Annotated in this window: 18 protein-coding genes; 6 read left to right on the top strand and 12 right to left on the bottom strand. The window is 69.2% G+C overall.

The genetic code is table 11. The features are described from left to right. The first annotated feature begins 54 nt into the window (after positions 1-54). Positions 55-891, top strand: coding sequence for an alpha/beta fold hydrolase (locus AC25YV_RS00195; protein WP_488121813.1), 837 nt, complete (start codon positions 55-57; stop codon positions 889-891). 48 nt (positions 892-939) lie between these two features. Here AC25YV_RS00195 and AC25YV_RS00190 read toward each other — a convergent pair whose 3' ends face one another. The 4 genes from AC25YV_RS00190 to lplAB form a co-directional block, all read right to left on the bottom strand. Then, positions 940-4,455, bottom strand: coding sequence for a S8 family serine peptidase (locus AC25YV_RS00190; RefSeq protein ID WP_488121812.1), 3,516 nt, complete (start codon positions 4,453-4,455; stop codon positions 940-942). Between the two features lie 144 nt (positions 4,456-4,599). Beyond that, entirely contained in the window at positions 4,600-5,589 is a 990-nt protein-coding gene (locus tag AC25YV_RS00185; RefSeq protein WP_488121811.1) for an LLM class F420-dependent oxidoreductase, read from the bottom strand. Positions 5,590-5,672: 83 nt separating this feature from the next. Continuing rightward, positions 5,673-6,698, bottom strand: a complete 1,026-nt coding sequence (locus AC25YV_RS00180) for a DNA-methyltransferase (RefSeq protein WP_488121810.1) — start codon at positions 6,696-6,698, stop codon at positions 5,673-5,675. Continuing rightward, the gene (gene lplAB, locus AC25YV_RS00175; protein ID WP_488121809.1) at positions 6,677-7,726 is read right to left on the bottom strand and encodes a lipoate-protein ligase LplAB; all 1,050 of its coding nucleotides are present in this window, start codon (positions 7,724-7,726) and stop codon (positions 6,677-6,679) included. The genes AC25YV_RS00180 and lplAB overlap by 22 nt, the downstream gene beginning before the upstream one ends. A 228-nt stretch (positions 7,727-7,954) precedes the next feature. Here lplAB and AC25YV_RS00170 point away from each other — a divergent pair, with 228 nt between their 5' ends. Further along, complete coding sequence (locus AC25YV_RS00170; RefSeq protein ID WP_488121808.1) at positions 7,955-9,469, top strand: DEAD/DEAH box helicase; 1,515 nt, start codon at positions 7,955-7,957, stop codon at positions 9,467-9,469. 72 nt (positions 9,470-9,541) lie between these two features. On the opposite strand, the gene AC25YV_RS00165 is transcribed toward AC25YV_RS00170, so the two are convergent. Then, positions 9,542-10,405: an alpha/beta hydrolase gene (locus AC25YV_RS00165; protein WP_488121807.1), complete on the bottom strand. Its 864-nt coding sequence runs from the start codon at positions 10,403-10,405 to the stop codon at positions 9,542-9,544. 69 nt (positions 10,406-10,474) lie between these two features. On the opposite strand from AC25YV_RS00165, the gene AC25YV_RS00160 reads away from it, so the two are divergent. Next, positions 10,475-10,891, top strand: coding sequence for a MarR family winged helix-turn-helix transcriptional regulator (locus AC25YV_RS00160; protein WP_488121806.1), 417 nt, complete (start codon positions 10,475-10,477; stop codon positions 10,889-10,891). Next, positions 10,888-12,264 (top strand): MFS transporter, encoded by a 1,377-nt coding sequence (locus AC25YV_RS00155; protein WP_488121805.1) that lies wholly within the window; start codon positions 10,888-10,890, stop codon positions 12,262-12,264. Before AC25YV_RS00160 ends, AC25YV_RS00155 begins: the two co-directional genes overlap by 4 nt. An 87-nt stretch (positions 12,265-12,351) precedes the next feature. Here the strand turns inward: AC25YV_RS00155 and AC25YV_RS00150 are convergent, their stop codons facing one another. After that, positions 12,352-13,371 (bottom strand): LacI family DNA-binding transcriptional regulator, encoded by a 1,020-nt coding sequence (locus AC25YV_RS00150; RefSeq protein WP_488121804.1) that lies wholly within the window; start codon positions 13,369-13,371, stop codon positions 12,352-12,354. A gap of 165 nt (positions 13,372-13,536) precedes the next feature. Here AC25YV_RS00150 and AC25YV_RS00145 point away from each other — a divergent pair, with 165 nt between their 5' ends. Continuing rightward, complete coding sequence (locus AC25YV_RS00145) at positions 13,537-13,914, top strand: L-rhamnose mutarotase (RefSeq protein ID WP_488121803.1); 378 nt, start codon at positions 13,537-13,539, stop codon at positions 13,912-13,914. Continuing rightward, positions 13,911-15,077 carry an L-rhamnose isomerase gene (gene rhaI / locus AC25YV_RS00140; RefSeq protein WP_488121802.1) on the top strand — a complete coding sequence of 389 codons (1,167 nt, stop codon included), beginning with the start codon at positions 13,911-13,913 and terminating at the stop codon, positions 15,075-15,077. The genes AC25YV_RS00145 and rhaI overlap by 4 nt, the downstream gene beginning before the upstream one ends. A 51-nt stretch (positions 15,078-15,128) precedes the next feature. On the opposite strand, the gene AC25YV_RS00135 is transcribed toward rhaI, so the two are convergent. From AC25YV_RS00135 to AC25YV_RS00110, 6 genes are all read right to left on the bottom strand, one after another. Next, entirely contained in the window at positions 15,129-16,553 is a 1,425-nt protein-coding gene (locus AC25YV_RS00135; RefSeq protein WP_488121801.1) for a xylulokinase, read from the bottom strand. After that, positions 16,550-17,605, bottom strand: a complete 1,056-nt coding sequence (locus tag AC25YV_RS00130) for an NAD(P)-dependent oxidoreductase (protein ID WP_488121800.1) — start codon at positions 17,603-17,605, stop codon at positions 16,550-16,552. The genes AC25YV_RS00135 and AC25YV_RS00130 overlap by 4 nt, the downstream gene beginning before the upstream one ends. Positions 17,606-17,738: 133 nt before the next feature. Beyond that, positions 17,739-18,737, bottom strand: coding sequence for a sugar ABC transporter substrate-binding protein (locus AC25YV_RS00125; protein ID WP_488121799.1), 999 nt, complete (start codon positions 18,735-18,737; stop codon positions 17,739-17,741). Between the two features lie 56 nt (positions 18,738-18,793). Next, positions 18,794-19,795, bottom strand: coding sequence for an ABC transporter permease (locus tag AC25YV_RS00120; RefSeq protein WP_488121798.1), 1,002 nt, complete (start codon positions 19,793-19,795; stop codon positions 18,794-18,796). Continuing rightward, the gene (locus tag AC25YV_RS00115; protein ID WP_488121797.1) at positions 19,792-21,312 is read right to left on the bottom strand and encodes a sugar ABC transporter ATP-binding protein; all 1,521 of its coding nucleotides are present in this window, start codon (positions 21,310-21,312) and stop codon (positions 19,792-19,794) included. Before AC25YV_RS00115 ends, AC25YV_RS00120 begins: the two co-directional genes overlap by 4 nt. Positions 21,313-21,496: 184 nt before the next feature. Then, the gene (locus AC25YV_RS00110) at positions 21,497-22,246 is read right to left on the bottom strand and encodes a DeoR/GlpR family DNA-binding transcription regulator (RefSeq protein ID WP_488121796.1); all 750 of its coding nucleotides are present in this window, start codon (positions 22,244-22,246) and stop codon (positions 21,497-21,499) included. Between the last annotated feature and the right edge of the window lie 116 nt (positions 22,247-22,362).

The following is a 22,362-nucleotide window of genomic DNA, read 5'->3' as shown; positions in this document are numbered from 1 at the left end:
ACCGGCCCTAGCGTCAGATGGTGCCGGGATCCCGCCCGGCCGGAAGGAGTGACCGTGGCGCACATCACCGTCGGCACCGAGAACTCGGCCGACATCGACCTCTTCTACACCGATCAGGGCGCTGGCCAGCCGGTCGTGCTGATCCACGGTTTCCCCTTGGACGGAGAGTCGTGGGGCAAGCAGCAGGCAGCGCTGCTGGATGCGGGCTATCGCGTCATCGCGTATGACCGCCGCGGATTCGGCCGGTCGTCCAAAGCCGGCTCGGGGTATGACTACGACACCTTCGCCGCGGATCTGCACGCGCTGATGGACGACCTCGACCTCACCGACGCGGTGCTCGTGGGCTTCTCGATGGGAACGGGTGAGATCGCGCGCTATCTCTCGCGCTACGGCACCGAGCGTGTCGCGAAGGTCGCCTTCCTGGGCTCGCTCGAGCCGTACCTGCTCAAGACCGACGACAACCCCGACGGCGCCGGGCCGCAGGAGTTCTTCGACGGGATCGCGCAGTCGGTGCGTGAGGACCGCTACGCCTTCGCGCGCGGATTCTTCGACGACTTCTACAACCTCGACCAGAACCTCGGCTCGCGCATCTCACAGGACGCCGTCGACGCGAGCGTGCAGGTGGCGAACACCGCCGGCAATACCGCGATCGCGGCAGCACCCCTCACCTGGCCGACCGATTTCCGGGCCGACATCCCCGCGATCACGGTGCCGGCACTCATCCTGCACGGCACCGCCGATCGCGTCCTGCCCGCCGACGCGACGGCGCGGCGCTTCCGTGACCTGCTGCCCGACGCGACCTACGTCGAACTCGAGGGTGCCCCGCACGGCCTGCTGTGGACCCACGGCGCCGAGGTCAACGACGCACTGCTGGCCTTCCTCGCCGCCTGACCCGACGGCAAGAGAAGGGGATGCCGCGAGTCGCGGCATCCCCTTCTCTCACTTGACCCTGATCTTCGTCTGCTCGGCAGGCGTCGCCCGCAGAGCGTCGGACTGCAGCGTCGCGAATGTCGACCACGTGCCCCACAGGAGCCCCTTGAGGGTGTAATCGAACGTCACGGTGCCACCCGCCGAGGGCGGGGCCGTCGTGACCCGCACCGTGTCGCCAGCGGCAGGAAGCGTCGCGAGAGTCGCCCCGCTCGTGCCGTCGCGGTTCTCAGCACCGACCGCGGTCGCAGCCCCCGCACTGCCGACGGCGGCGGCACCGTAGGCGAACGTGATGTCCTCCTCGCCTCCGAGCCGGATCCACACCTGGAACGTGTTCGTCGCGTTGCCGGCGTACGTCGGCACGCCATTCCAGTCGACGACGAGCCACGACGACACCCCGTCGGTCAGCGATCCGACGCGCAGCGCGCCGCCTGCCGCGGGGTCAAGGTCGGTCCACAGCGGAGCGAGCACGTTGTTCGGCGCGACGGGATTGGGGATCCCGTTCGGCTCGAAGCGGTGGTCGGCGGCCGCGCCACCCCCGACGACGACGTAGCCGTTCGAGTCGACCCCCACCTGCGTGTACGTCTCGCCTCCGTAGGGGAAGGCGGGCACGGTGAAGTTGAGCATCTCCTCGTCGCCGATCGGCGTCGGAGAGATGCCGAACAGCGACAGCGGCAGGTAGCCGCCGCCGGGCGTCGATCCGGGGGCGACGAGCGCGACGGACGAGACGGTCGGCGGGATCGCCGGCGCCAGGGTGCCGCTCCACTTCGCTCCGAGCAGCGTCTTCTTGGCCGGCGCCGTGGCCGAACGCACCTGCAGCAGCGGACTCGCCGCGACGTCGATCTTGGCGGAGACCTCGACCGGCAGGTAGTTCGACGCCGTGACGGTGCACGTCGTCGTGGAGCCGCGCGTGATCGTCGTCGGATCGCACGTCTGGGAGAAGGTCACCTCGGCCTCGCCGACGTTGGCCGCCACGGGCAGCACCACGGGGTTCCCCGTGCGGGGCGTGATCGTGATCTGCCCCTCGTGCCACCCCTCGGTCGCCTTGAGCGCGTCGAGGACGATCTTGAGGTCTCTGGATTTCTTCGGCGCCAGCGAGAAGCTGGAGGGGATGACGGTGATCCGCACCCCCTCGGCGCTCGTGGCCTTCACCGTGAACTGCTGCGTCTTGCCGCTCACGTTCGTCACGGTGCGCGTGGTCGCGATCGCTCCGGGGAGCGGGTCGACATAGACGCTCGGGATGTTGAGGTCGACACGGTGCAGTGGATCGGTCGCGCTCGCGGCGAAGTCGGCCGCCGATTCGCTGATCGTGAGCACGGGCGCAATGGCCCGGTCGGCGCGGATCGATCCTGCGCCGCGGTCGAACACACCGGCGGGCGAGCCGTCGACGTTCACGACCGACTGCAGCGACGAGGTCATGAGCGCGGATTTGATCTGCCCCGGCGTCCACGACGGATACGCCGCCTTGACGAGTGCCGAGACCCCCGCAGCGTGCGGCGCCGACATCGACGTGCCCGCGATGGCCTGGTACTGCTCTCCCGCAGGACCGCTCGAGATCTCGGACGGTGTCGGCGTGTGCCCCGCGATGACCTGCACGCCGGGCGCCGTGACATCGGGCTTGAGGAAGTCGCCGGCGGGACCGCGCGAGCTGAACGCCGCCATGACGTCACCCGGCGAAACCGTGGCGGTGCCGGCCGCCCACGTCGCCGTCGCTCCCGCGTTCGCATCGAGGAACGCCACGAGGTCGCCGTTGGGCCCCTCGAGCTGGATGGTCGGAAGGAAGTGGTTGTCCGTCTGCAGATCCTGCGGTTGGGGGTTGATGAGGATCATGCCCGCCGCCCCTCCCTGCAGCGCGTAATACCCCTTCTCGACCCGTCCGCCGCTGTTCGCGCCGCCGCGGACGCAGAGCACGACCTGTCCGGCGACCGACCCGGGTGCGAACGGCTTGTCGCAGTACTCCGTGCCCGGGTAGCCGGCGACGTTCTTCGTCTGGACGACGGGTGCGTCGGTGACCCCGGCGGTGATCGTCGTGCCGGGCTTGACGAACGTCTCGCCTGCGGCGCCTGCGAGCACGAGAGTCGAGGTGAAGGCCCGGTCCGACGTCGAGGCGGCGACGGTCGTCGTCCACGGGCTCGCGTGGTCGAGCGTCGAGGCGCCCGGCCCCGAGTTGCCCGCCGACGAGTTGACCGTGACTCCCGCCGCGAACGCGTCGAGGAACGCGAGCTCGACGGCGTCATACGGATTCTGGCTGCCGCTGATCGAGTAGTTGATGACGTCGACGCCGTCGAGAACGGCCTGGCCGATCGCGGCGAGCAGATCGCCGTCATACCCACCGAGCTCAGCGAGCGCCCGATAGGCGATGACGGATGCACCGGGGGCGACACCGCTGATCGCGCCCCGGTCGACGCCGAAGATCTCAGCCGATTCGACGTGGCTGCCGGCCGCCGTCGTCGCGGTGTGGGTGCCGTGGCCGTTGGCATCGCGCGCCGAGCAGACGTCGACCGTGCAGTACTCGCCCTCGAGGGCAGGTCCATGCAGCGAGACGTACGTGTCGAGGAAGGCGTGCGCGCCGATCAGCTTGTCGTTGCACTCGAACGCCGCGCCGACGCTGCCGTCGCCGAACTCGCACGCCCACGGCCCACCGTCCGGCCGGTCGATGCCGTTGTCGCGCAGCATCGGGTGCTCGGGCCAGATGCCCGTGTCGATGACGCCGATGATGACGCCTTCACCGGCCTTGTCGCGGCCGCCGAGCTTGGGCCAGACGGCATCCGCTCCGATGAACGTCGTCGCGTCGGCATCCGGCGCGGGCGTCGTGGGGGGCAGGGTGACCGCGGCCCGCGGGGCGACGGGGGTCGCCGGCGGCTTCGTCGCGGGGGCTTTCGTGGCCGGGGCCTTCGCCGGGGCCTTCTCAGGCGTCGGCGTCGGGGTAGACGGCTCGGGGGTCGAGAGCGGGTCGGCGGCCGGGGTCGCGGCATCCGACTGGCGCAGCTCGTTCTCTTGCACGGCGGCGACCGATCCCAGGGCGAGGACATCCTTCGCGCGGTTCGCCGGGATCGTCATGGCGTAGCCGCCGTACACCGTCGCGTAGGTGGCGATCATGCGGGCATCCGGCACGAGGGCGAGCGCGTCGGCCTGCGCCGCCGCGATCTGGGCTTCGACGTACTCGGCGTAGCGCGCGACCGCGGCACCGCCGTCAGCGAGGGAACGCCCCGTCACCTCAGGGCTCGTCGCGTTGTAGCCGTCGACACCGCCGGCGTACGAGGCGACCGGGTCGACGTCGACTTTGACGAGCACCGGCACGACCGCGGCGTCCGAGCGCGCGAGCAGGTCGTCATCGCTCTTCGCGAGGTTGCCCGACGCGGATTTCGCACCGACGTGCGGAGGTCCGTCCGGCGCGATCGGCGACGCGGTGAAGTCCGACGGCGGCGGTGCTGCCGACGCGGGTACGGCGATCGCGCTGACCAGCAGCCCCACCACAGATACACCGACGATGACGGCGCGAGCGTGGCGAAAACGGGAATTGCTCATGGCACTCCTCAGAGGTGATCTGCGAAACGCGCCGAGCTTGGGGAACAACATGGCGTCCCGCTGTGCAACGGAGAATAAGCCCATTCCGTCGCGGGCACCAGAGGCCAAGGCCAGTCCGCACCCAGGTCCCCCCGAGCGACCGTGTCAGCTGAGCGCGGGGATGACCTCGCGCTCGAACAGCTCCATGCCGGAGAGGTCGTAGGCTGCCTCGGGGAAGTAGTGGATCGCGTAGTCCATGCCGTGCGCGGCGCGCTCGGCCAGCCGCTCGGCGATCTGCTCGGGCGTGCCGAACGCGGGCGACGCGAGGTAGTCGCGCTCGACAGCCGCGGTGTGCTCGTCGCCGAGGTGCGGGCGCAGTCGGTCGATCACCGCGGCCAGTCGATCGCGGACCTCTGCTTCGGTCGCCCCGATGATCGTGTTGAAATTGGCACTGCGCGTGATCTCACCCGGGTCGCGGCCGATGCGCTCGCAGTGCCCGCGCAGCACGGCGCTCTTGTGGTCGAAGACATCGAGGTCGTTCGCCCCGAAGTTCGTGTACGAGGCATACGTCGCCGCGATCTTGAGCGTCACCTTCTCGCCGCCGCCGGCGATCCACATCGGGATGCCACCGTCCTGTACGGGGAGCGGCTGCACGATCGCCCCGTCGACCTGGTAGTGCGTGCCGTCGAGCGTGGCGCTGCCGGTGGTCCAGGCCTGTCGCATGATGTCGACGCCTTCACGAAGCATCCCGAGTCGGTCGCCGATGGCGGGGAACCCGTAGCCGTACGCGCGCCATTCGTGCTCGTACCAGCCGCCGCCGATGCCCATCTCGAGGCGTCCGGCCGAGACGTGGTCGATCGTCGCGGCGACCTTCGCGAGGTAGGCGGGGTTGCGGTACCCCATGCAGGTGCACATCTGTCCGAGGCGGATGCGGCTGGTCGAGGCGGCGAAGGCCGCCATGAGCGTCCACGCCTCGTGCGTGGCCTCTTCGCTGGGCACGGGCGTCGTGTGGAAGTGGTCGTACACCCACAGCGACTCCCACGGACCCTCGTCGGCGCGACGCGCGAGGGAGTCCATGACGCCCCACTGCTCGGTGGGGTCGATGCCCACGAGGTCGAAGCGCCAGCCCTGGGGAATGAAGGTTCCGAATCGCATGGGGCCGAGCCTACCGAGCGGGGGCGTCGACAACTCCGGAGAAAACGCCGTTTCGGGTCTGGGCTGCCGCCCCGACCCACCCGTCATCCGGAGTAGTCGACCACCGTGGCGTGCGCCATGCGCTTGCGCATCACCGCGATCGCGTCGGGGTTGTCGTCGACGAGCACGGCGTGGCGACCGAGCGCGACCGCGACGGCTCCGGTCGTGCCCGACCCGGCGAAGAAGTCGAGCACACGGTCTCCGGGGCGGCTCGAGGCCTGCACAATGCGACGCAGGATCCCCTCGGGCTTCTGCGTCGGGTAGCCGGTCTTCTCGCGCCCGCTCGTGGGCACGATGGTGTGCCACCACACGTCGGTCGGCAGCTTGCCGCGCGCGACCTTCTCGGGCGTGACCAGGCCCGGCGCCATGTACGGCTCGCGGTCGACCGTCTCCGAATCGAACCAGTACGCGTCGGGGTTCTTGACGTAGACGAGGATCGTCTCGTGCTTGGTCGGCCAGCGGCGGCGCGTCTTCGCCCCGTAGTCGTACGCCCAGATGAGTTCGTTGAGGAACCGGTCGCGCCCGAACAGCGCGTCGAGCAGCACCTTGGCGTAGTGCGCTTCGCGGTAGTCCAGGTGCAGGTAGAGCGTGCCGTCGTCGGCGAGCAGGCGCCACGCCTCTTCGAGCCGCGGCTCGAGGAACCCCCAGTAGTCGTCGAACCGGTCGTCGTAGGCGCGCAGGTCACCCCGCAGCCGCTCATAGTCACGGCCGTGGAACCCCCGACGCACGACTCCGCGCTCCCCCTCGCCTGCACCCTCCGCACCGGCGGACGGCACCGGGTCATCGACACCGGGGGCATCAGCCACCGTCAGGGGGTCTGCCGCGAGGGGGGCGGATGCCGCCGGCCGAGGCACGCGCGCCGTTTCGAGCGCGCGCTCACGCTGGCGTCCCGTATTGAACGGCGGATCGAGGTAGATGAGCGTGAACGAGCCGTCGTCGAAGCCGCGGATCACGTCGAGATTGTCGCCGTGGTGGATCGTGACCGACCCTGCGGCGAGCGCGGGGACCGACGCCGACGCCGGGAGGGAGCCCGGGGCGGGGGCCGCGGTCACGGCACGCGCTGCAGCCACGCGTCGGTGGCGAACTTCGACGCGACGAGTTCCTCGGCTGCGGCGTACTCGTCGTCCGAGATCGACCCCGGCACGGCGCCGTACAGGTTCGCGAAGGTCTCTTTGAACCGTTCGATGATCGCCTCGCGCGACAGGCCGGTCTGCCGGCGCAGGGGATCGACGCGCTTGGCCGCCGACGTCGTGCCCTTGTCGCTCAGCTTCTCGCGGCCGATGCGCAGCACCTCGGTCATGACCTCGCCGTCCATGTCATAGCTCAGCGTCGCGTGGTGCAGCACGCCGCCGTTGGCGAGCCGCTTCTGGGCGGCGCCGCCGATCTTGCCCTGCGGCGATGCGATGTCGTTGAGCGGCTGGTAGGTCGCCTCGACCCCGAGCGAGCGCAGTGCCTGCAGCACCCAGTCGTCGAGGAACGCGTACGAGTCCGCGAACGTCATGCCGGCGACGAGGGATGCCGGCACGTACAGCGAATACGTCACGATCGAGTTCGCCCCCATGAGCATCGCGCCGCCGCCCGAGATCCGGCGGACGACATCGAAGCCGTGGCGCGCAGCGCCCTCGGGGTCGACCTCGTTGCGCAGCGACTGGAACGACCCGATCACGACGGCGGATTCATCCCACTCCCAGATGCGCAGTGTCGGACGCCGGCGACCGTCGCCCACCCGCGTCGTGAGCACTTCGTCGAGCGCGAGGTTGAGCTGCGGAGAGACGGGGCGCTCGTGGACGATCTCCCAGTCGAAGTCCCGCCATCCCGGAGCCGTCACGAGCGCGCGGCGCACCGCCGTGCCGACCGATTCGGGCGTGAAGCCCAACAATTGGGCACCCTCGGGCAGCGCACCCCGCACCGCGGCGGCGATCGCCGCCACGTCGGACTCGACGGGCATCCCGTTGACGGCCGCGTCGATGTCGGCCAGAGCATCGTCGGGCTCGAGGAAGAAGTCGCCCGCGAGGTGGAAGTCGACGATCCGCCCATCGCGCTCTTCGAGGTCGACGACGACGAGCTTGCCGCCCGGAACCTTGTACTCACCGTGCATGGACCTCAGCCTACGGGCGGCCGACGCGCCGTCGCGCGGGTGGCTCGCAGGTTCGCGTCCGGCCGGACTGCTATCGTTGTGCCGCGGCCATGTGCCGTTGCGTCGTCGTCACGCTCCCCGGCATCCGAAGCCGTGGCTCATTACGAACGGCGAACCGATGCGCGATCCCGCGCCGTCGCCACCTCAGCACTGCTGCCTTTCCGCACGCGTGCACCACCGAAAGCACTCATGTCTTCTTTCCTCTCTCTCGGCGTGCCCGAGAACCTCGCATCCGTCCTCGCCGCTGATGGCAAGACCGAGGCGTTCGCCATTCAGCGCGACACGCTCCCGGACTCGCTCGCCGGTCGCGACGTGCTCGGCCGCGGCCGCACCGGCAGCGGCAAGACCATCGCGTTCGCGCTGCCCCTCGTCGCCCGCCTTTCCGGAGCAGGGGCAGCCAAGCGCCGCCCCGGTCGCCCCCGCGGGCTCGTCCTCGCCCCGACGCGCGAGCTTGCGACCCAGATCGCCGCGACGATCAAGCCGCTGGCCGACGCTGCCGGACTGACCGTGACAACCGTGTTCGGCGGCGTCAGCCAGAAGCCCCAGGAGCAGGCCTTCGGACGCGGCGTCGACATCGTCGTCGCGTGCCCCGGCCGCCTCGAAGACCTCATGAAGCAGGGCGTCGCCAAGCTCGATGCCGTCGAGATCGCCGTGCTCGACGAGGCCGACCACATGGCCGACCTCGGATTCCTCCCGGGTGTCACCCGCATCCTCGCCGCGACGCCGTCGGGCGGTCAGCGCATGCTCTTCAGCGCCACGCTGGACCGCGGCGTCGACAGCCTCGTGAAGCGGTTCCTCTCGAACGAGGTCCTGCACGAGGTCGACGAGGAGAGCGTCCCCCAGGGCGTCATGACGCACCGTGTGTTCGTCACGAACTCTGACGACAAGCTCGCGCTCGTGCGCCACCTCGCGTCCGGCCACGGGCGCCGCATCCTCTTCACCCGCACGAAGCACCAGGCCAAGAAGCTCGCGAAGCAGCTCACGGCAGCGGGCATCCCGTCGGTCGACCTGCACGGCAACCTCGGTCAGAACGCACGCGAGCGCAACCTCGCCGCGTTCGGCGCACCCGTCGAGAAGGGCGGCGTGCGCGTGCTCGTCGCGACCGACGTCGCCGCGCGCGGAGTGCACGTCGACGAGGTCGAGCTGGTCGTGCACGTCGACCCGCCCGTCGAGCACAAGGCGTACCTGCACCGTTCGGGTCGCACCGCCCGCGCCGGCGCCGAGGGCGTCGTCGTGACGGTCGCGACCGACTCGCAGCGCGGCGAGGTCAAGGACCTCCTGCGCAAGGCCAAGGTCACCGCGCCCCTCGAGGCCGTCCACGCCCAGCACGCCGCCGTCGCCGAACTGGTCGGCGAGCCCGCCCCGCACGTCACGCCGGCTCCCGTCCAGCCGCCGCAGCAGCAGCGCCCCTCGACCAAGAGGAAGCCCGCCGTCTCCGGTGAGAGCCAGGGCCGTCCGGCGCGTGGCCGTTCGGGCGGACGAGGCAAGAGCACGACGGATGCCGCGCGCCAGCCCGCTTCGGACCAGTCCCGCTCGGGCGCAGGACGCTCCGGCCAGGGTCGCGCACGCTCGTCCGAGCAGACCCGCAGTGCGGCTCCGGCCGTGCGCACGGGAACCTCGTCGAGCCAGCGCTTCACGACCGGTGCGACCGTCTCCGACATCCGCCGCAGCGCACGCACGCCGAACCGCCGCGCCCGCGGCTGAGCACAGCATCCTGAGACACCGCGGTGTCTCACCCACGACGACGCGCCGGGAGACCCCGGCGCGTCGTCGTGGTTATGCGGGGGTCAGTCCCCTCGCGGGCAGGCGGGCGTCGAGCCACGCGATCAGGTCGGCGCGCACCTCGGCCTGGCCGACCTCGTTGAAGATCTCGTGGCGGGCGTCGGGGTAGACGAGCGTCGTGACGTCGGTCAGCCCTGACCGCTTGCGGTACGCATCGGCGAGGCGGTGCACGCTGCGCGGCCCGCCGACCGTGTCGTCGCGGCCCACCATGAGCAGCACGGGCACGTCGTGCCCGAGATCCCGGCGCGGCAGCCCGTACAGGCGCGCCGCGTCGCGCAGCCCGAACAGCTTGAGCAGCGGGGTCGTCGTGGTGAGGGGGTCGTCGAGGAACGCCGCTCCCACGGAGAGATCCGACGACAGCCACGCGGTGCCCGTGGCATCCTTCGCCTTCCACGGCGCGTTGAGGTCGCCCCCGTTGAGCGACCCCGGCCACCGCAGCGCCGACCCCGACAGCACGACGGCGTCGTACGCATCCGGGTGCGCGTTGAACAGCATCTGCGCGAGGAACGACCCCCACGAGTGACCGAGCAGCACGACAGGCAGCCCGGGGTTCTCCTCGCGGATCAGCTGCGTGAACTGCCACACGGCGGCGAGCGTGGCCGGCATCCCGCCCGGTCCGAGCCGGCCGAGCTTGGTCGCGTCGCCGTTCCACTGCCCCATGCCCGTGCGCCCGTGGCCTCGATGGTCGTCGGCGTACACCGCGTAACCGGCATCTGTGAGCGTTTCGATGAGGGCCGTGTAGCGCCCCGCGTGCTCACCGACGCCGTGCAGCAGCTGCACGGCCGCCCGAGCCTCACTCTTCGCGAGGTGGACGTCGTAGACGATCGGAACGCCGTGTGCATCGATGAACTCGGGCATGCGCTCGATTCTAGGCAGGCTGCCGCCGCATTTTTACTTAACAACGATAATGACCTATGCTAAGGACTTATGCCTGATCACGATGCCTCCGATCTGCGCACGGCTGTCTTCCGGCTCGCGCGGCGCATGCGCACCCAACGCGCCGTCGACACGATGAGCGATGGGCAGTACGCCGTGCTCGCAGCGCTGTGGGTGCACGGCGCACACACCCTGGGCGAGCTCGCCGACCGCGAGCACGTGTCACCCCCCGCGATGAACCGCACGGTCAACTGCCTGCAAGAGGCCGGCTACCTGCACCGCGCCGCCGACGCGACCGACGGCCGCAAGGTCGTCATCGACCTGACCGCGGAAGGCCGATCGGTCGTCGAAGAGACCTCTCGCCGTCGTGACGCCTGGGTCGACGCGGCCCTGGCAGACCTCACCGACGACGAACGGGCGACCATGGCCCGCGCGGCGGGGATCATGCAGCGGATGGTGACGCGATGAGCCGCAGACGCCGCGGCACCCCCGCGATGTTCCGCTCGTTCTCGGTCTTCAACTATCGCGTCTGGTTCATCGGCGCGCTCGTGTCGAACACGGGCGCCTGGATGCAGTCCACCGCCCTCAGCTGGGTCGTGCTGACCGAGCTGACCCCGAACGACGCCAGCGCGATGGGCATCACGATGGCGCTTCAGTTCGCTCCACCGCTTCTTCTGGTGGGCGTCACGGGCTGGGTCGCCGACCGATTCGACCGACGGCATCTGCTCATGGTCACGCAGAGCCTGCTGCTTCTGCTGGGCCTCGTGATCGGGATGCTGCTGCTCATGGGCGTCATGACCCTGCCACTCATGTACGCCTTCGCGCTCGCGCTCGGCGTCGTCGCCGCTTTCGACAATCCCGCCCGCCAGGCATTCGTGTCCGACCTCGTGACGCGCGAGAACGCTTCGAACGCCGTCGCGCTCAACGCGGCGTCCTTCAACGGCGCGCGCATGATCGGCCCGGCCGTCGCGGGCATCGTGATCGTCGCGGTGGGCACGGGCTGGGTGTTCGTCGTCAACGCTGTGACGTTCATCGCCATGATCGCCGCGCTGCTGCTCATCCGCACCGACGAGCTCGTCCCGCGCGTGCGGGCACCGGGGGCGTCGCGCCTGGCCGACGGCTTCCGCTATGTCGCGCGCCGCCCCGACCTCGTCGTCACGTTCGCGATGGTGTTCCTCATCGGGGCGTTCGGCATGAACTTTCCCATCTTCGCCTCGACCATGGCCCTCGAGTTCGGCCAGCAGGCCGACGGCTACGGCCTTTTGAGCTCGATCCTCGCGATCGGTTCACTGTCGGGTGCACTGCTCGCCGCCCGACGCGACCGTGCGCGCATCCGCGTCGTCATCGCGGGCACGCTGCTGTTCGCGACGGCGGCCTCCGTGTCGGCCTTCATGCCGACCTACTGGACGTATGCGGTGACACTCATGTTCACGGGGTTCGCCGTCGTCACGATGCTGACGACCGCGAACGGGTACGTGCAGACGACGACCGATCCTGCGCTTCGCGGTCGCGTGCTCGCGCTCTACATGGCGATCCTGATGGGCGGGATGCCGGTGGGCGCACCCATCGTCGGATGGGTCGCCGCCGAGTTCGGCCCGCGCTTCGCCATCGGCCTCGGCGCCCTCGCCGGCTTCGCGGCATTCTCGATCGGCGCGATCTGGATGCTCGCGTCGGGGCGGCTCAAGCGCCGCAAAGACAGCCGCTTCCGCCTCACGATCGACGAGACGCTGCCGCTCACCGTCGTCACTCAGCCCTCGCCGGAGGCGTTCAGCGACGAGGTCGCCCAGACGACCCCGATCGGCGTTCCCTCCCCGCATCACCGCCCGCCGGAAGGGCGCTGAACCGGGCCGACGAGATCGCGACGCGCGGACGAGACGAGGCGACCCCGCCGACTCGGCGTCGCCGGCTCTCGGGAGAGGGTCAGCGAGTCAGGACGAGACGGCGTCGGCGCGACCCGTCGACTCGCGGATGACGAGTTCGGGCTGGAAGACGATCTGCGCTCGGGAGCCGCCGGCGTCGACCTCTTCGAGGAGAAGCTCCACGGCGCGGAAGCCGATGAGCTCGCTCGGCTGGCGGATCGATGACAGCGGCACGACGGCGGCGGCGGCGAAGTCGATGTCGTCGTAGCCGATGATCGCGATGTCGCCGGGCACAGAGGCACCGCCGAGCATGACGAGCGCCTGGAGGACCCCCATGGCGAGCAGATCGTTCCCCGCGAAGACGGCGTCGGGACGATCGCCGGGGGCACGAGCGTGCAGGCGTTCCCCCGCGGCGCGGCCGGCCAGCACGCTCATCGCGGGGGTCTCGATCACTTCGAGAGTCGCCCCACCGTGCGCCTCGACAGCGCGTCGTGCTCCTTCGAGGCGGTCCGCCACCTGACGCACCGAGACAGGCCCCCCGATGAAGGCGATGCGGCGGCGTCCCGTCTCGAGCAAGTGCTCGACCGCGAGGCGGCCGCCGGCGACGTCATCGACGGAGACCGACGACACATCGAGGTCGTCGCTCGGGCGATCCACGAGGACCGTTGCGATGCCGCGCGCGCGCAGCCGCTCGAGCCTGTTCGAGATGTCGTCGACGGGGGTGATCAGCACACCCTGCACCCGCTGCTCTTCGAACAGATCGAGGTAGCCCGTCTCACGCGCCGGATCATCGTCGCTGTTCCCGAGCAGCACCGTGAGGTCGCTCTCGGCCGCGCGGCGCTCGGCTCCGCGGGCGACATCGGTGAAGAAGGGGTTGCGCACGTCGAGCACGACGAGCCCGATGCTTCGGCTGCGGCCGGCGCGAAGCTGACGCGCGGCGTCGTTGCGCACGAAGCCGAGGTGGGCGATCGCGGCGTGTACGCGCTCGACGGTCGCGGGGGCGACCCGTTCGGGCCGGTTCAGCACGTTCGAGACCGTGCCGACCGAGACGGATGCCGCGGCCGCGACGTCTTTGATACTCACGGTCATCTGGGCTCCCGCTCGAATGCATGTGCAGTCCGGAGTTTATGCCACGTGTGCCGCTGCGACGCGAACCGCGGCGCCCTCGAGGGCCCCGGCTTGCGGATCATCCCCGAGCCCTCTAATCTTGAAACGATTCATGAGCGGGTGCCGCTTCGCTGAGAGGATCTGTCGATGTCGAATCTGAGATCACCCCAGCGCGTGTGCTTCCAGCTGCAGGTGCGCCCCGAGCTCCTCGACGAGTACATCGCGCTCCACAGTCCAGTGCATCCCGAGATGCTCGCCGTGATCGCCGCCGCCGGCCGGCGCAACTACTCACTCTTCGTCGGCGACCAGGGCACCCTCATCGGTTACTACGAGACCGACGACGACGCTGCCGCGCAGGCCTACCTCGCCGCGTCGCCGGTCGCCGCCGCGTGGGAAGCCGAGATGGCCCGCTTCTTCGTCGATCTCAGCGGGCGCCCCGACCAGGCGGCGACGCCGCTCGATGAGATCTTCCACCTTCACGACCAGCTGGCCGCGGCCTCCGAGAACGAAAGCTCCGCATCATGACGACGCTGACCCCCGAGATCCTCGCAAGCCTCGAACGCCAGGGCATCGAGCTGCCCAGCTGGGCATTCGGCAATTCCGGCACCCGCTTCAAAGTCTTCACGACCCCGGGAACCCCCCGCGACCCGTTCGAGAAGATCGCGGATGCCGCAGAGGTGAACCGCGTGACCGCTCTCGCCCCCGCTGTCGCACTGCACATCCCGTGGGACAGAGTCGATGACTATTCCGCGCTGCGCCGCCATGCCGAGGACCTCGGCGTCGAGATCGGCACGATCAACTCCAACACCTTCCAGGACGACGTCTACAAGTTCGGCGCCCTGACCCATGAAGATGCAGCCGTGCGCCGCAAGGCGATCGACCACCACCTGGAGTGCATCGACGTCATGGATGCCACGGGCTCGCGCGACCTCAAGATCTGGCTCGCCGAGGGCTCCAACTATCCCGGCCAGGCGGACCTGCGCGGCCGCCAGGACCGCCTCCAAGGGTCGCTGCAGCAGATCTACGCGCGCCTGTCCGGCGAGCAGCGGCTCGTGTTGGAGTACAAGTTCTTCGAGCCGGCTTTCTATCACACCGACGTCCCGGACTGGGGAACCTCGTACGCGCAGGTCGCGGCGCTCGGAGAGCGCGCCATGGTGTGCCTGGACACGGGCCACCACGCACCCGGCACCAACATCGAGTTCATCGTCATGCAGCTGCTGCGCCTCGGAAAGCTCGGCTCGTTCGACTTCAACTCGCGGTTCTATGCCGATGACGACCTCATCGTCGGCGCCGCCGACCCGTTCCAGCTGTTCCGCATCCTGTTCGAAGTCATCCGCGGTGGCGCGCTCAACAACCCCGCCGTGACCTTCATGCTCGACCAGTGCCACAACATCGAGCAGAAGATCCCCGGTCAGATCCGCTCGGTGCTGAACGTGCAGGAGATGACGGCGCGCGCGCTCCTGGTCGACGGCGATGCCCTGTCGGCGGCTCAGAAGTCCGGCGACGTCCTCGCGGCGAACGCCGTGTTCATGGATGCCTTCTACACCGACGTGCGCCCAGCGCTCGCCCAGTGGCGCGAGTCGCGCGGACTGCCCGCCGATCCGATGGCCGCCTACGCGGCATCCGGATACCAGGAGCGCATCGAGGCCGAACGCGTCGGCGGCGTGCCGGCGAGCTGGGGCGCCTGAGGCAGCGACGCGAGAATTCGGCCGCCGCACCGGCGCGCGTTCGGGCGCGGGTCACGCGCCGCGGTTGATGCTCGTCAGTCGCGCGTAGCGTTCACGGGATGCCGCGTACGCGGCATGACGCTCCGGATCCGGTGCGAACCGGCGTTCGACGGCACCCGCGAGGGCACGGATGTCGGCGAGCGAACAGATGACGCCCGTCGCCAGCCCCGCGAGAAGAGCCGCACCGTGCGCGGCTCCGTGGCCTTGCACCGGACGGTGCACCGGGATCCCGAGCACATCCGCCTTGATCTGCAGCCATGCGTCGGACGTCGCCCCGCCACCCGTGCTCGTGATGCTGTCGAGAGTGAACGCGTGGGCGCGCAGCGTGTCGAGGTCGTGCGCGAGTGCGAGCGAATTGCCCTCCATCGCAGCGATCATGAGGTCGATGCCGTCCGTCGTGAGGTCGAGTCCGTCGAGGATGCCGCGCGCCTCGATGTTCCAGCTGGGCGTGCGCTCGCCCGCCAGACTCGGCACCATGACCGCGCGCCCGGGGCGCGGGCGAGAGAGCAGGGCCCCGGCATCGCGGAGGTCGCGCGTCGGATCGAGCGAATTGACCCAGTCGACCGTCGCGCCGGCCGTCACCTGAGCGGTGATGAGCAGGTCGACGCCGGGCACGCAGTGGCGGGAGTGGATGAAGCCGGGAACGCTCGTGCCTCGCGGCACCGTGAGCATCGTGACGCTCGAGAAGCCGGTCATGTCGACGAGGGGGTCGCCGACCGCGAGCGCGCCGGCTTCGAGCGCCGATCCGATCGCGTCGATTCCGCCCGCGACGACGGGGGTTCCCACGGGGATTCCGGTCGCGGCGGACGCCGCCTCGGTCACACCGCCGACGACAGCCGATGCGGAGACGATCGGCGGAAGGTATCGGAGGGAGGGCACGGCCGCGCGCAGGTCAGGGGCGAAATCCCCGCGCTCCTCGTCGAAGCCTTGCATGAGCGACGCCGTCGTGTCGTCGAGTGAGGCGACCCCGGTGAGGCGGAAGACGATGAATCCGTTGGCCGAGAGCACGTGCGCCGCACGGCTGAGCACATCGGGCCTGTGCTTGTCCCACCAGGGCAGCTTCGCGGTACCGAAGAACGGGTCTGCACTGTTGCGGGACCGGGGGGCGAGACGTCCGATCTCGGCCGCCTCCGCGGTCGCGCGACGGTCGAGCCACGTGAGCGCGCGCCCGGTCGGTTCGCCATCGGCGTCGACCGCGACGAACGTGGGCGCCTGGCTCGTCACCGCGACGGCTGTCACCGTGCGGCCTGCCGTGAGAGCGCTCGTCGCGTCCACGACGGCGCTCCACCACGACATCGCGTCCTGTTCGGCACCGGCACCGCTCGTCTCGGTCGGGTACGGCACCGACCGATCGGCGAGGCGCGTGCCGGCGGCATCCGTCAGAACGACCTTCGTCGAACTCGTTCCGACGTCGATGCCGAGGAGAACCTCGGTCACCGCGCGTCCGCCCGCGGCAGGTCGACGAGGGGATGCAGCAGCGGCTCGCCCGCGAGGTAGCGCCGCACCTCTTCGGCGACTCCGTCTGCCGCGCGCTGCGCGGTCTCCTGGCTCGCGCCCGCGATATGCGGCGTCACGACGACGTCGGCGTCGCTCTTCGCAAGCTCGAACAGACGGTGCCCGAAGTCGACGGGCTCGTCGGGGTACACGTCGAATGCGGCGCCGCCGAGGCGGCCGGCGTCGATCGACGCCGCGACGGCGTCGTAGTCGACGAGTCCGCCGCGCGCGGCGTTGACGAGAAGGGATCCCGGCTGCATGAGCGCGAGACGCTCGCTGTTGACCAGGTGTCGAGTCTCGGGCGTGAGTCGCGCGTGCACCGAGATGAGGTCGGCGCGGCGGAAGACGTCGTCGATGTCGGAGACGCGTTCGACGATGTCATCCAGGACACCGGCCGGAAGGTAGGGGTCGAACACGAGCACGCGGGCGCCCATCGCGGCGAAGACGCGGGCGACGTGCGCGCCGACGGCGCCGGCGCCCAGGAGGCCGACGACCGACCCGGAGACTTCGCGGCCCACCGCATCCGAGCGGTAGAGGTCGCCGCGCCATTCGTCGCGGAGCATGCTGGCCTGGGCGAGGGGGATCCGGCGCAGCAGCGCGAGGGCGAGGCCGATGGACATCTCGGCGGTCGCAATGCCGTTGCGGCCGGGCACGTTTGCGACGGCGATGCCGAAACGTCGCGCCGCGTCGAGGTTCACGTTCGTGGGGCCGCCGCGCGAGACACCGATGATCTTCAGATCGGTGGATGCCGCGAGGACGCGCTCGGTGAGCGGCGCGAGCTGCGTGACGATCGCCGTCACTCCCTCGAGCGCCGCGATGATCTCGTCCTCGCTGCCGGAGGCCTCGTCGACCTCGCCGATCCGGCCGAAAGGCTCGTCGGGCCAGATGAACTCGAGCTCGGCGATGTCGAGGGGCTGAGGGATCGCCCGCTCGAGCGACGAGCGGAAGAGGCTGGATCGGATGAACCGGTCGCCCGCAGCGAGGATGCGCGGCATGATCTGTCCTTTCGCCGACGACGTCGCGTCGGCAGTCTGTCGTGAGGCGGGAGCCCCGCGGTTCGCCGCGCGGACGCGGCTTTGACGCGGTGGTGCCGCCCCGCCGGTGCATCATCGGCGGGGCGGCCGGCGATCATCCGCCGAAGACCTCGTCGTAGTACTCCTGAGCGTTGTCCTTGTCGATGACCGTGACCGGCATGAACTGGTCCTTCTCGATCTCCTCGCCCGCGAGGAGCGCAACTGCCATGTCGATCAGCGTGCGCCCGTGAGCCTTGCCGCCGCCCAGGCTGATGGTCGTCTTGGCGGGGTCGCCCTTCAGGATGTTCTGGATCTCGTTCTCGGTCGCGTCGATCCCGAAGAGACCGAACGACTCGTAGTCGGTGACACCGGCCGACTTGACGCCCTCGTTGCCGCCGACGGCGCCGCCGCCGCCGATCGTCGCGATGACCTTCATGTTGGGGTTGGCCTGCAGGAAGTTCTCGGCGTTCGAGACGCCGTCCTCTGCGGTCAGCGCGGGAGCCGTGGCGACGAGCTTCGCATTGGGCGCGAGCTCGGCGATGGCGTCCTTGATGCCGTTCGCGCGATCGATGATCTCGGGGAAGGTGGGCAGGTCCATGAGGCCCCACTCGACCGTCTCCGCGGCGTCGAAGTTGGCGTTGATCCACTTCGCGGCGGCCTCACCGTTGGCGTAGCCGGTGTTGTAGGCATCGACGAGGTACTGCGCGTCGTAGTTGTCGAGGACCTGGGTGTAGCCGATGACGTCGATGCCGGCATCCTGCGCCCGCTTGGTCACGTCGACGAGAGCCTTCGAATCGACCGCGCAGATGATGATCGAGTCGACACCCTGCTGGATGAAGTTCTCGATCTGCGTGACCTGCTTCGATGCGTCGCTCGTCGCGTCGACGTACGTGACCTCGAGCCCCTGCTCGGCGCCGTAGGACTCGGCCTCCTGCACAAGCTCGGCCCACACGGGGTTGCTCAGGTCCGAGAAGGTGATTCCGACGGTGTACGTGTCGGAGTCTCCGGCGGTCGATCCGCCGTCACCCGATCCGGGTGTCGTGACGGCGCCGGCGCAGCCGGTCAGGGTCAGGGCCGCCACGGCGGCGACGGCGAACATGCCGAGCTTCTTCATTGAGGTTCCTTTCATGGGGTTCGCTCCGGACTCGCGTCCGGCGTCGAGGGGAGAGTTCACGCGGTCGCCGGGATCTTCGGCGTGCGCAGGGCGACACCGCCGATCTGCTTCGGGCGGCCCTTGGAGTTCTTGGACATCGCGTCGTAGATGACGGCGGTCATGAGGATGACACCCTTGATGACGAGCTGGACGTACTCGCTGACGTTCATCAGGACGAGTCCGTTGTCGAGGACGCCGACGATCATGACGCCGACGAAGGCGCCGAACAGGCTTCCGCGGCCACCCATGACGCTGATGCCGCCGAGGACGCAGGCCGTCAGCACACTGAACTCGAAGCCCGCGCCGGTCGCGGACTGCGCCGAGTTGAGACGACTGAGAAGCAGGACGGCGCCGATCGCGGTGAACAGGCCGCTGAGCGCGTAGACCAGGATGATCGTGCGCCGCGTGTTGACGCCCGAGAGTCGGGCAGCCTCGGCGTTGTTGCCGATCGCGTAGAAGTAACGACCGACCGACGTCTTGTTGAGGATGAACAGACCGACGGCCCAGACCACGAGCAGGATCAGCAGCGAGATCGGGATGCCGTACAGAGCACCCTGCCCGATGAGCGAGAACTCCGCGGGGAACCCGAAGATCGGCAGGCCCTTGGACACGAGGTAGCTCGCACCGTTCAGGATCATCATCATCGAGAGCGTGACGATGAGCGGTGCGACGCCGGTGTAGGTGATGATGAGGCCGTTCACGATGCCGATCAGCGTGCCGAGCACGAGAGCCGCGAGCACCGCGAGGTACCAGGGCAGACCCACCTGCGCCATCAGGATGCCCGTCACGACGACGTTGAGCGAGATCTGGTACCCGACGGAGAGGTCGATACCGCCGGTGATCAGCACGAACGAGAAGCCCACCGCGACGATGCCGAGCGTGGCGATCTGACGCGCGATGTTGAAGACGTTGTTCGGATCGAGGAAGTTGGGCGTCAGGATGCTGAACGCCACGACGAGGGCGACCAGCACGAGGACGATGCCGAGATCCTTCAGCCTCGGCATGAATTTGAGCTTCATTCCACCACTCCTTCAGCGGCGAGGACCATGACGGCCTCCTGATTGATTTCGCCCTTGCGCAGCGTGCCCTGCTGTTCGCCTTCGCGAAGCACGACGATGCGGTCGGACATGCCGATGAGCTCCTCCATGTCGGAGGAGATCATGAGGATCGTCTTGCCCTCTTCGGCAAGGCGATTGATGATCTGGTAGATCTCGGCGCGAGCGCCGACATCGATGCCGCGCGTGGGCTCGTCGAAGATCAGCACCGAGGGGTCTGTCGCGAGCCATTTCGCCAGCACGACCTTCTGCTGGTTGCCGCCCGACAGGTTCCCGACGATCTCGTCGGCCGACGGCGCCTTGATGCGCAGCTCCTCCATGTACCGGGCGGCGAGGTCGTCTTCGACGCGGGGCCTCAGCACACCCGCGCGCGCGATGTCCTTCAGAAGCGGCAGCGTGATGTTGTCGCGGATCGAGAAGGGCAGCACGAGACCGTGGCGTTTGCGGTCCTCGGGGACGAGCGCGATCCGATTGCGGATGCCCTGGATCGGCGTGCGCGAGATGACGGATTCGCCGTCGAGGGTAACGGCGCCGGCCTCGATGGGCTTGGCGCCGAAAAGCAGCTCCATGAGCTCGGTGCGGCCGGCGCCGATGAGGCCGGCGAAGCCGAGGATCTCTCCCGAGCGCGCCTCGAAGGAGATGTCCCGCACGCCGTTGCCCGTCAGGCCGGACACGCGCAGCGAGACCGCGCCGGGTTCGAAGTCGCGCACCGGGTAGCCTTCGGTGAGCTCGCGTCCGACCATGAGGGTGATGAGCTCACGACGGTTCGTCTCGGCGGTGTCCATCGTCGCGATGTACTGGCCATCGCGCAGCACGCTCACGCGGTCGGACAGGCGGAAGATCTCCTCCATGCGGTGGGAGATGTAGACGATCGTCATCCCCTCGGCCTTGAGGGCGTCGACGACGAGGTACATGGCCTCGACCTCGGCAGCCGTGAGCGGCGCCGACGGCTCGTCCATGATGAGCAGTCGCGCCTTGCGCGAGAGGGCCTTGGCGATCTCGACGATCTGCTGGTAGCCCGTCGTCAGATCGCTCACGAGCACAGCGGGGTCGATCTTGACTCCGAGGCGCTGGAAGAGCGCGGCGGATTCGGCCGCCATGCGCTTGCGGTCAAGGACCGGTCCGCGCTTCGGGTAGTGCCCGAGGAACACGTTCTCCATCGCGTTGAGCGTCGGGACGAGCGTGAACTCCTGGTAGATGACTGCGATGCCGAGCTCCTGCGCCGACGCCGGGGTCAGCGCCGCGTGCTCCTCGCCGTCGACGACGATCGATCCCGCAGAGGGGGCGACGGCGCCCGAGAGCACCTTGATGAGCGTTGACTTTCCGGCGCCGTTCTCACCGACGATGGCGTGGACCTCGCCGGGGCGCAGGTCGAACGAGACGTCCTGGAGGGCCGTGACGCCGGGATAGAGCTTTGTGATCCCCGATGCCTGCAGCGTGATCGGTCGGTGCTCGACGGCATGCGCGACGACGTCGGTCATGGGGTCGGCCTTTCCCAGCGGGTCGCCTGCAGGTTCATCACCACGGAGCACTCCTTTGTGGATTTGCGGTGTCGTCAGTCTGTGACACCGTGTTAGTTTTTGTCAACTTTGCTGCGCACGCTCACACAATCGCACAGCGGCGCGCGTGACGAGGCACGCCGAGCGCCGGTGCGCGCGAGGCGCCTCAGAGGATGGTCGCGACGATCTGCGCGTAGGGCCGCAGTTCTGCGGACGACGGGGTCAGATCCGTCGCGAGGACGGAGAGTCGGGCGAGGCCGATCGATGCCGCGGTCGCATCCCCGTCGAGCTTGTCGGCGTGCGCACCGACCACGACGGTCGACGAGGAGCGGGCGAAAGCGCGCTTGATCTCGGCCTCTTCGAGCGTGTCCTCGTAGCATGCCCGCTCGTCGAGCGCGGCCGTCGAGGCGAAGAATGCACTGAAGCGCATGCTCTCGAGGAACGCCGTCGCGACGGGACCCACGAGCGAATCCGACCGCCGGTCGGCCGCCCCGCCCGTGAGGATCGCGGTGACACCGGGGATGTCCTGCAGCGCCTGGAAGGTCGAGAGGCCGTTGGTCACGACCGTGAGATCTTCGGCCGCCGTGAGCGCGAGCGCGAGCCGGTGCATCGTCGTCGACGAATCCATCGCGATGACGCCCGCGGGCGGCACGAGCGCCAGGAGCTTCTCGGCGATGACCGCCTTCTCTTCGGAGTGCGATCGCTCGCGACCCGAAAAGCTCACGGGCCCGAGATACACCGCGCCTCCACGCACGCGACGGGCGATGCCCGAGGCCTCGAGATCCGAGAGGTCGCGACGGACCGTCATCTCACTCACGTCGAGGGCGGCAGCGGCGTCGGAGAGTGTCACCGACTTCGACGTCCGCAGCTGCTCGAGCAGCCAGGCGGCACGTTCCTCTGCGGCGAGCGACTTCACACTCACATCATAGAGACTTCACACCCTGAATCGCACAGGTTCTCACACAAGCCAACACCCCGAATCGGCGCGGGGAGCAGCCCGCGGCGCTACTATCGTTCAATGAACCAGCCCCG

It is taken from the genome of Microbacterium sp. Y832 (assembly GCF_057669765.1).
This window is presented reverse-complemented; position numbering and strand designations above follow the sequence as displayed.

Bases quoted from the DNA above. Each gene is read 5' to 3' on its own strand.
- AC25YV_RS00130 (WP_488121800.1), bottom strand. From the start codon at position 17,605: ATGCCGCGCATCCTCGCTGCGGGCGACCGGTTCATCCGATCCAGCCTC.
- AC25YV_RS00190 (WP_488121812.1), bottom strand. From the start codon at position 4,455: ATGAGCAATTCCCGTTTTCGCCACGCTCGCGCCGTCATCGTCGGTGTA.
- rhaI (WP_488121802.1), top strand. From the start codon at position 13,911: ATGACGACGCTGACCCCCGAGATCCTCGCAAGCCTCGAACGCCAGGGC.
- AC25YV_RS00145 (WP_488121803.1), top strand. From the start codon at position 13,537: ATGTCGAATCTGAGATCACCCCAGCGCGTGTGCTTCCAGCTGCAGGTG.
- AC25YV_RS00155 (WP_488121805.1), top strand. From the start codon at position 10,888: ATGAGCCGCAGACGCCGCGGCACCCCCGCGATGTTCCGCTCGTTCTCG.
- AC25YV_RS00185 (WP_488121811.1), bottom strand. From the start codon at position 5,589: ATGCGATTCGGAACCTTCATTCCCCAGGGCTGGCGCTTCGACCTCGTG.
- AC25YV_RS00125 (WP_488121799.1), bottom strand. From the start codon at position 18,737: ATGAAGAAGCTCGGCATGTTCGCCGTCGCCGCCGTGGCGGCCCTGACC.
- AC25YV_RS00120 (WP_488121798.1), bottom strand. From the start codon at position 19,795: ATGAAGCTCAAATTCATGCCGAGGCTGAAGGATCTCGGCATCGTCCTC.
- lplAB (WP_488121809.1), bottom strand. From the start codon at position 7,726: ATGCACGGTGAGTACAAGGTTCCGGGCGGCAAGCTCGTCGTCGTCGAC.
- AC25YV_RS00170 (WP_488121808.1), top strand. From the start codon at position 7,955: ATGTCTTCTTTCCTCTCTCTCGGCGTGCCCGAGAACCTCGCATCCGTC.
- AC25YV_RS00115 (WP_488121797.1), bottom strand. From the start codon at position 21,312: ATGACCGACGTCGTCGCGCATGCCGTCGAGCACCGACCGATCACGCTG.
- AC25YV_RS00160 (WP_488121806.1), top strand. From the start codon at position 10,475: ATGCCTGATCACGATGCCTCCGATCTGCGCACGGCTGTCTTCCGGCTC.
- AC25YV_RS00165 (WP_488121807.1), bottom strand. From the start codon at position 10,405: ATGCCCGAGTTCATCGATGCACACGGCGTTCCGATCGTCTACGACGTC.
- AC25YV_RS00150 (WP_488121804.1), bottom strand. From the start codon at position 13,371: ATGACCGTGAGTATCAAAGACGTCGCGGCCGCGGCATCCGTCTCGGTC.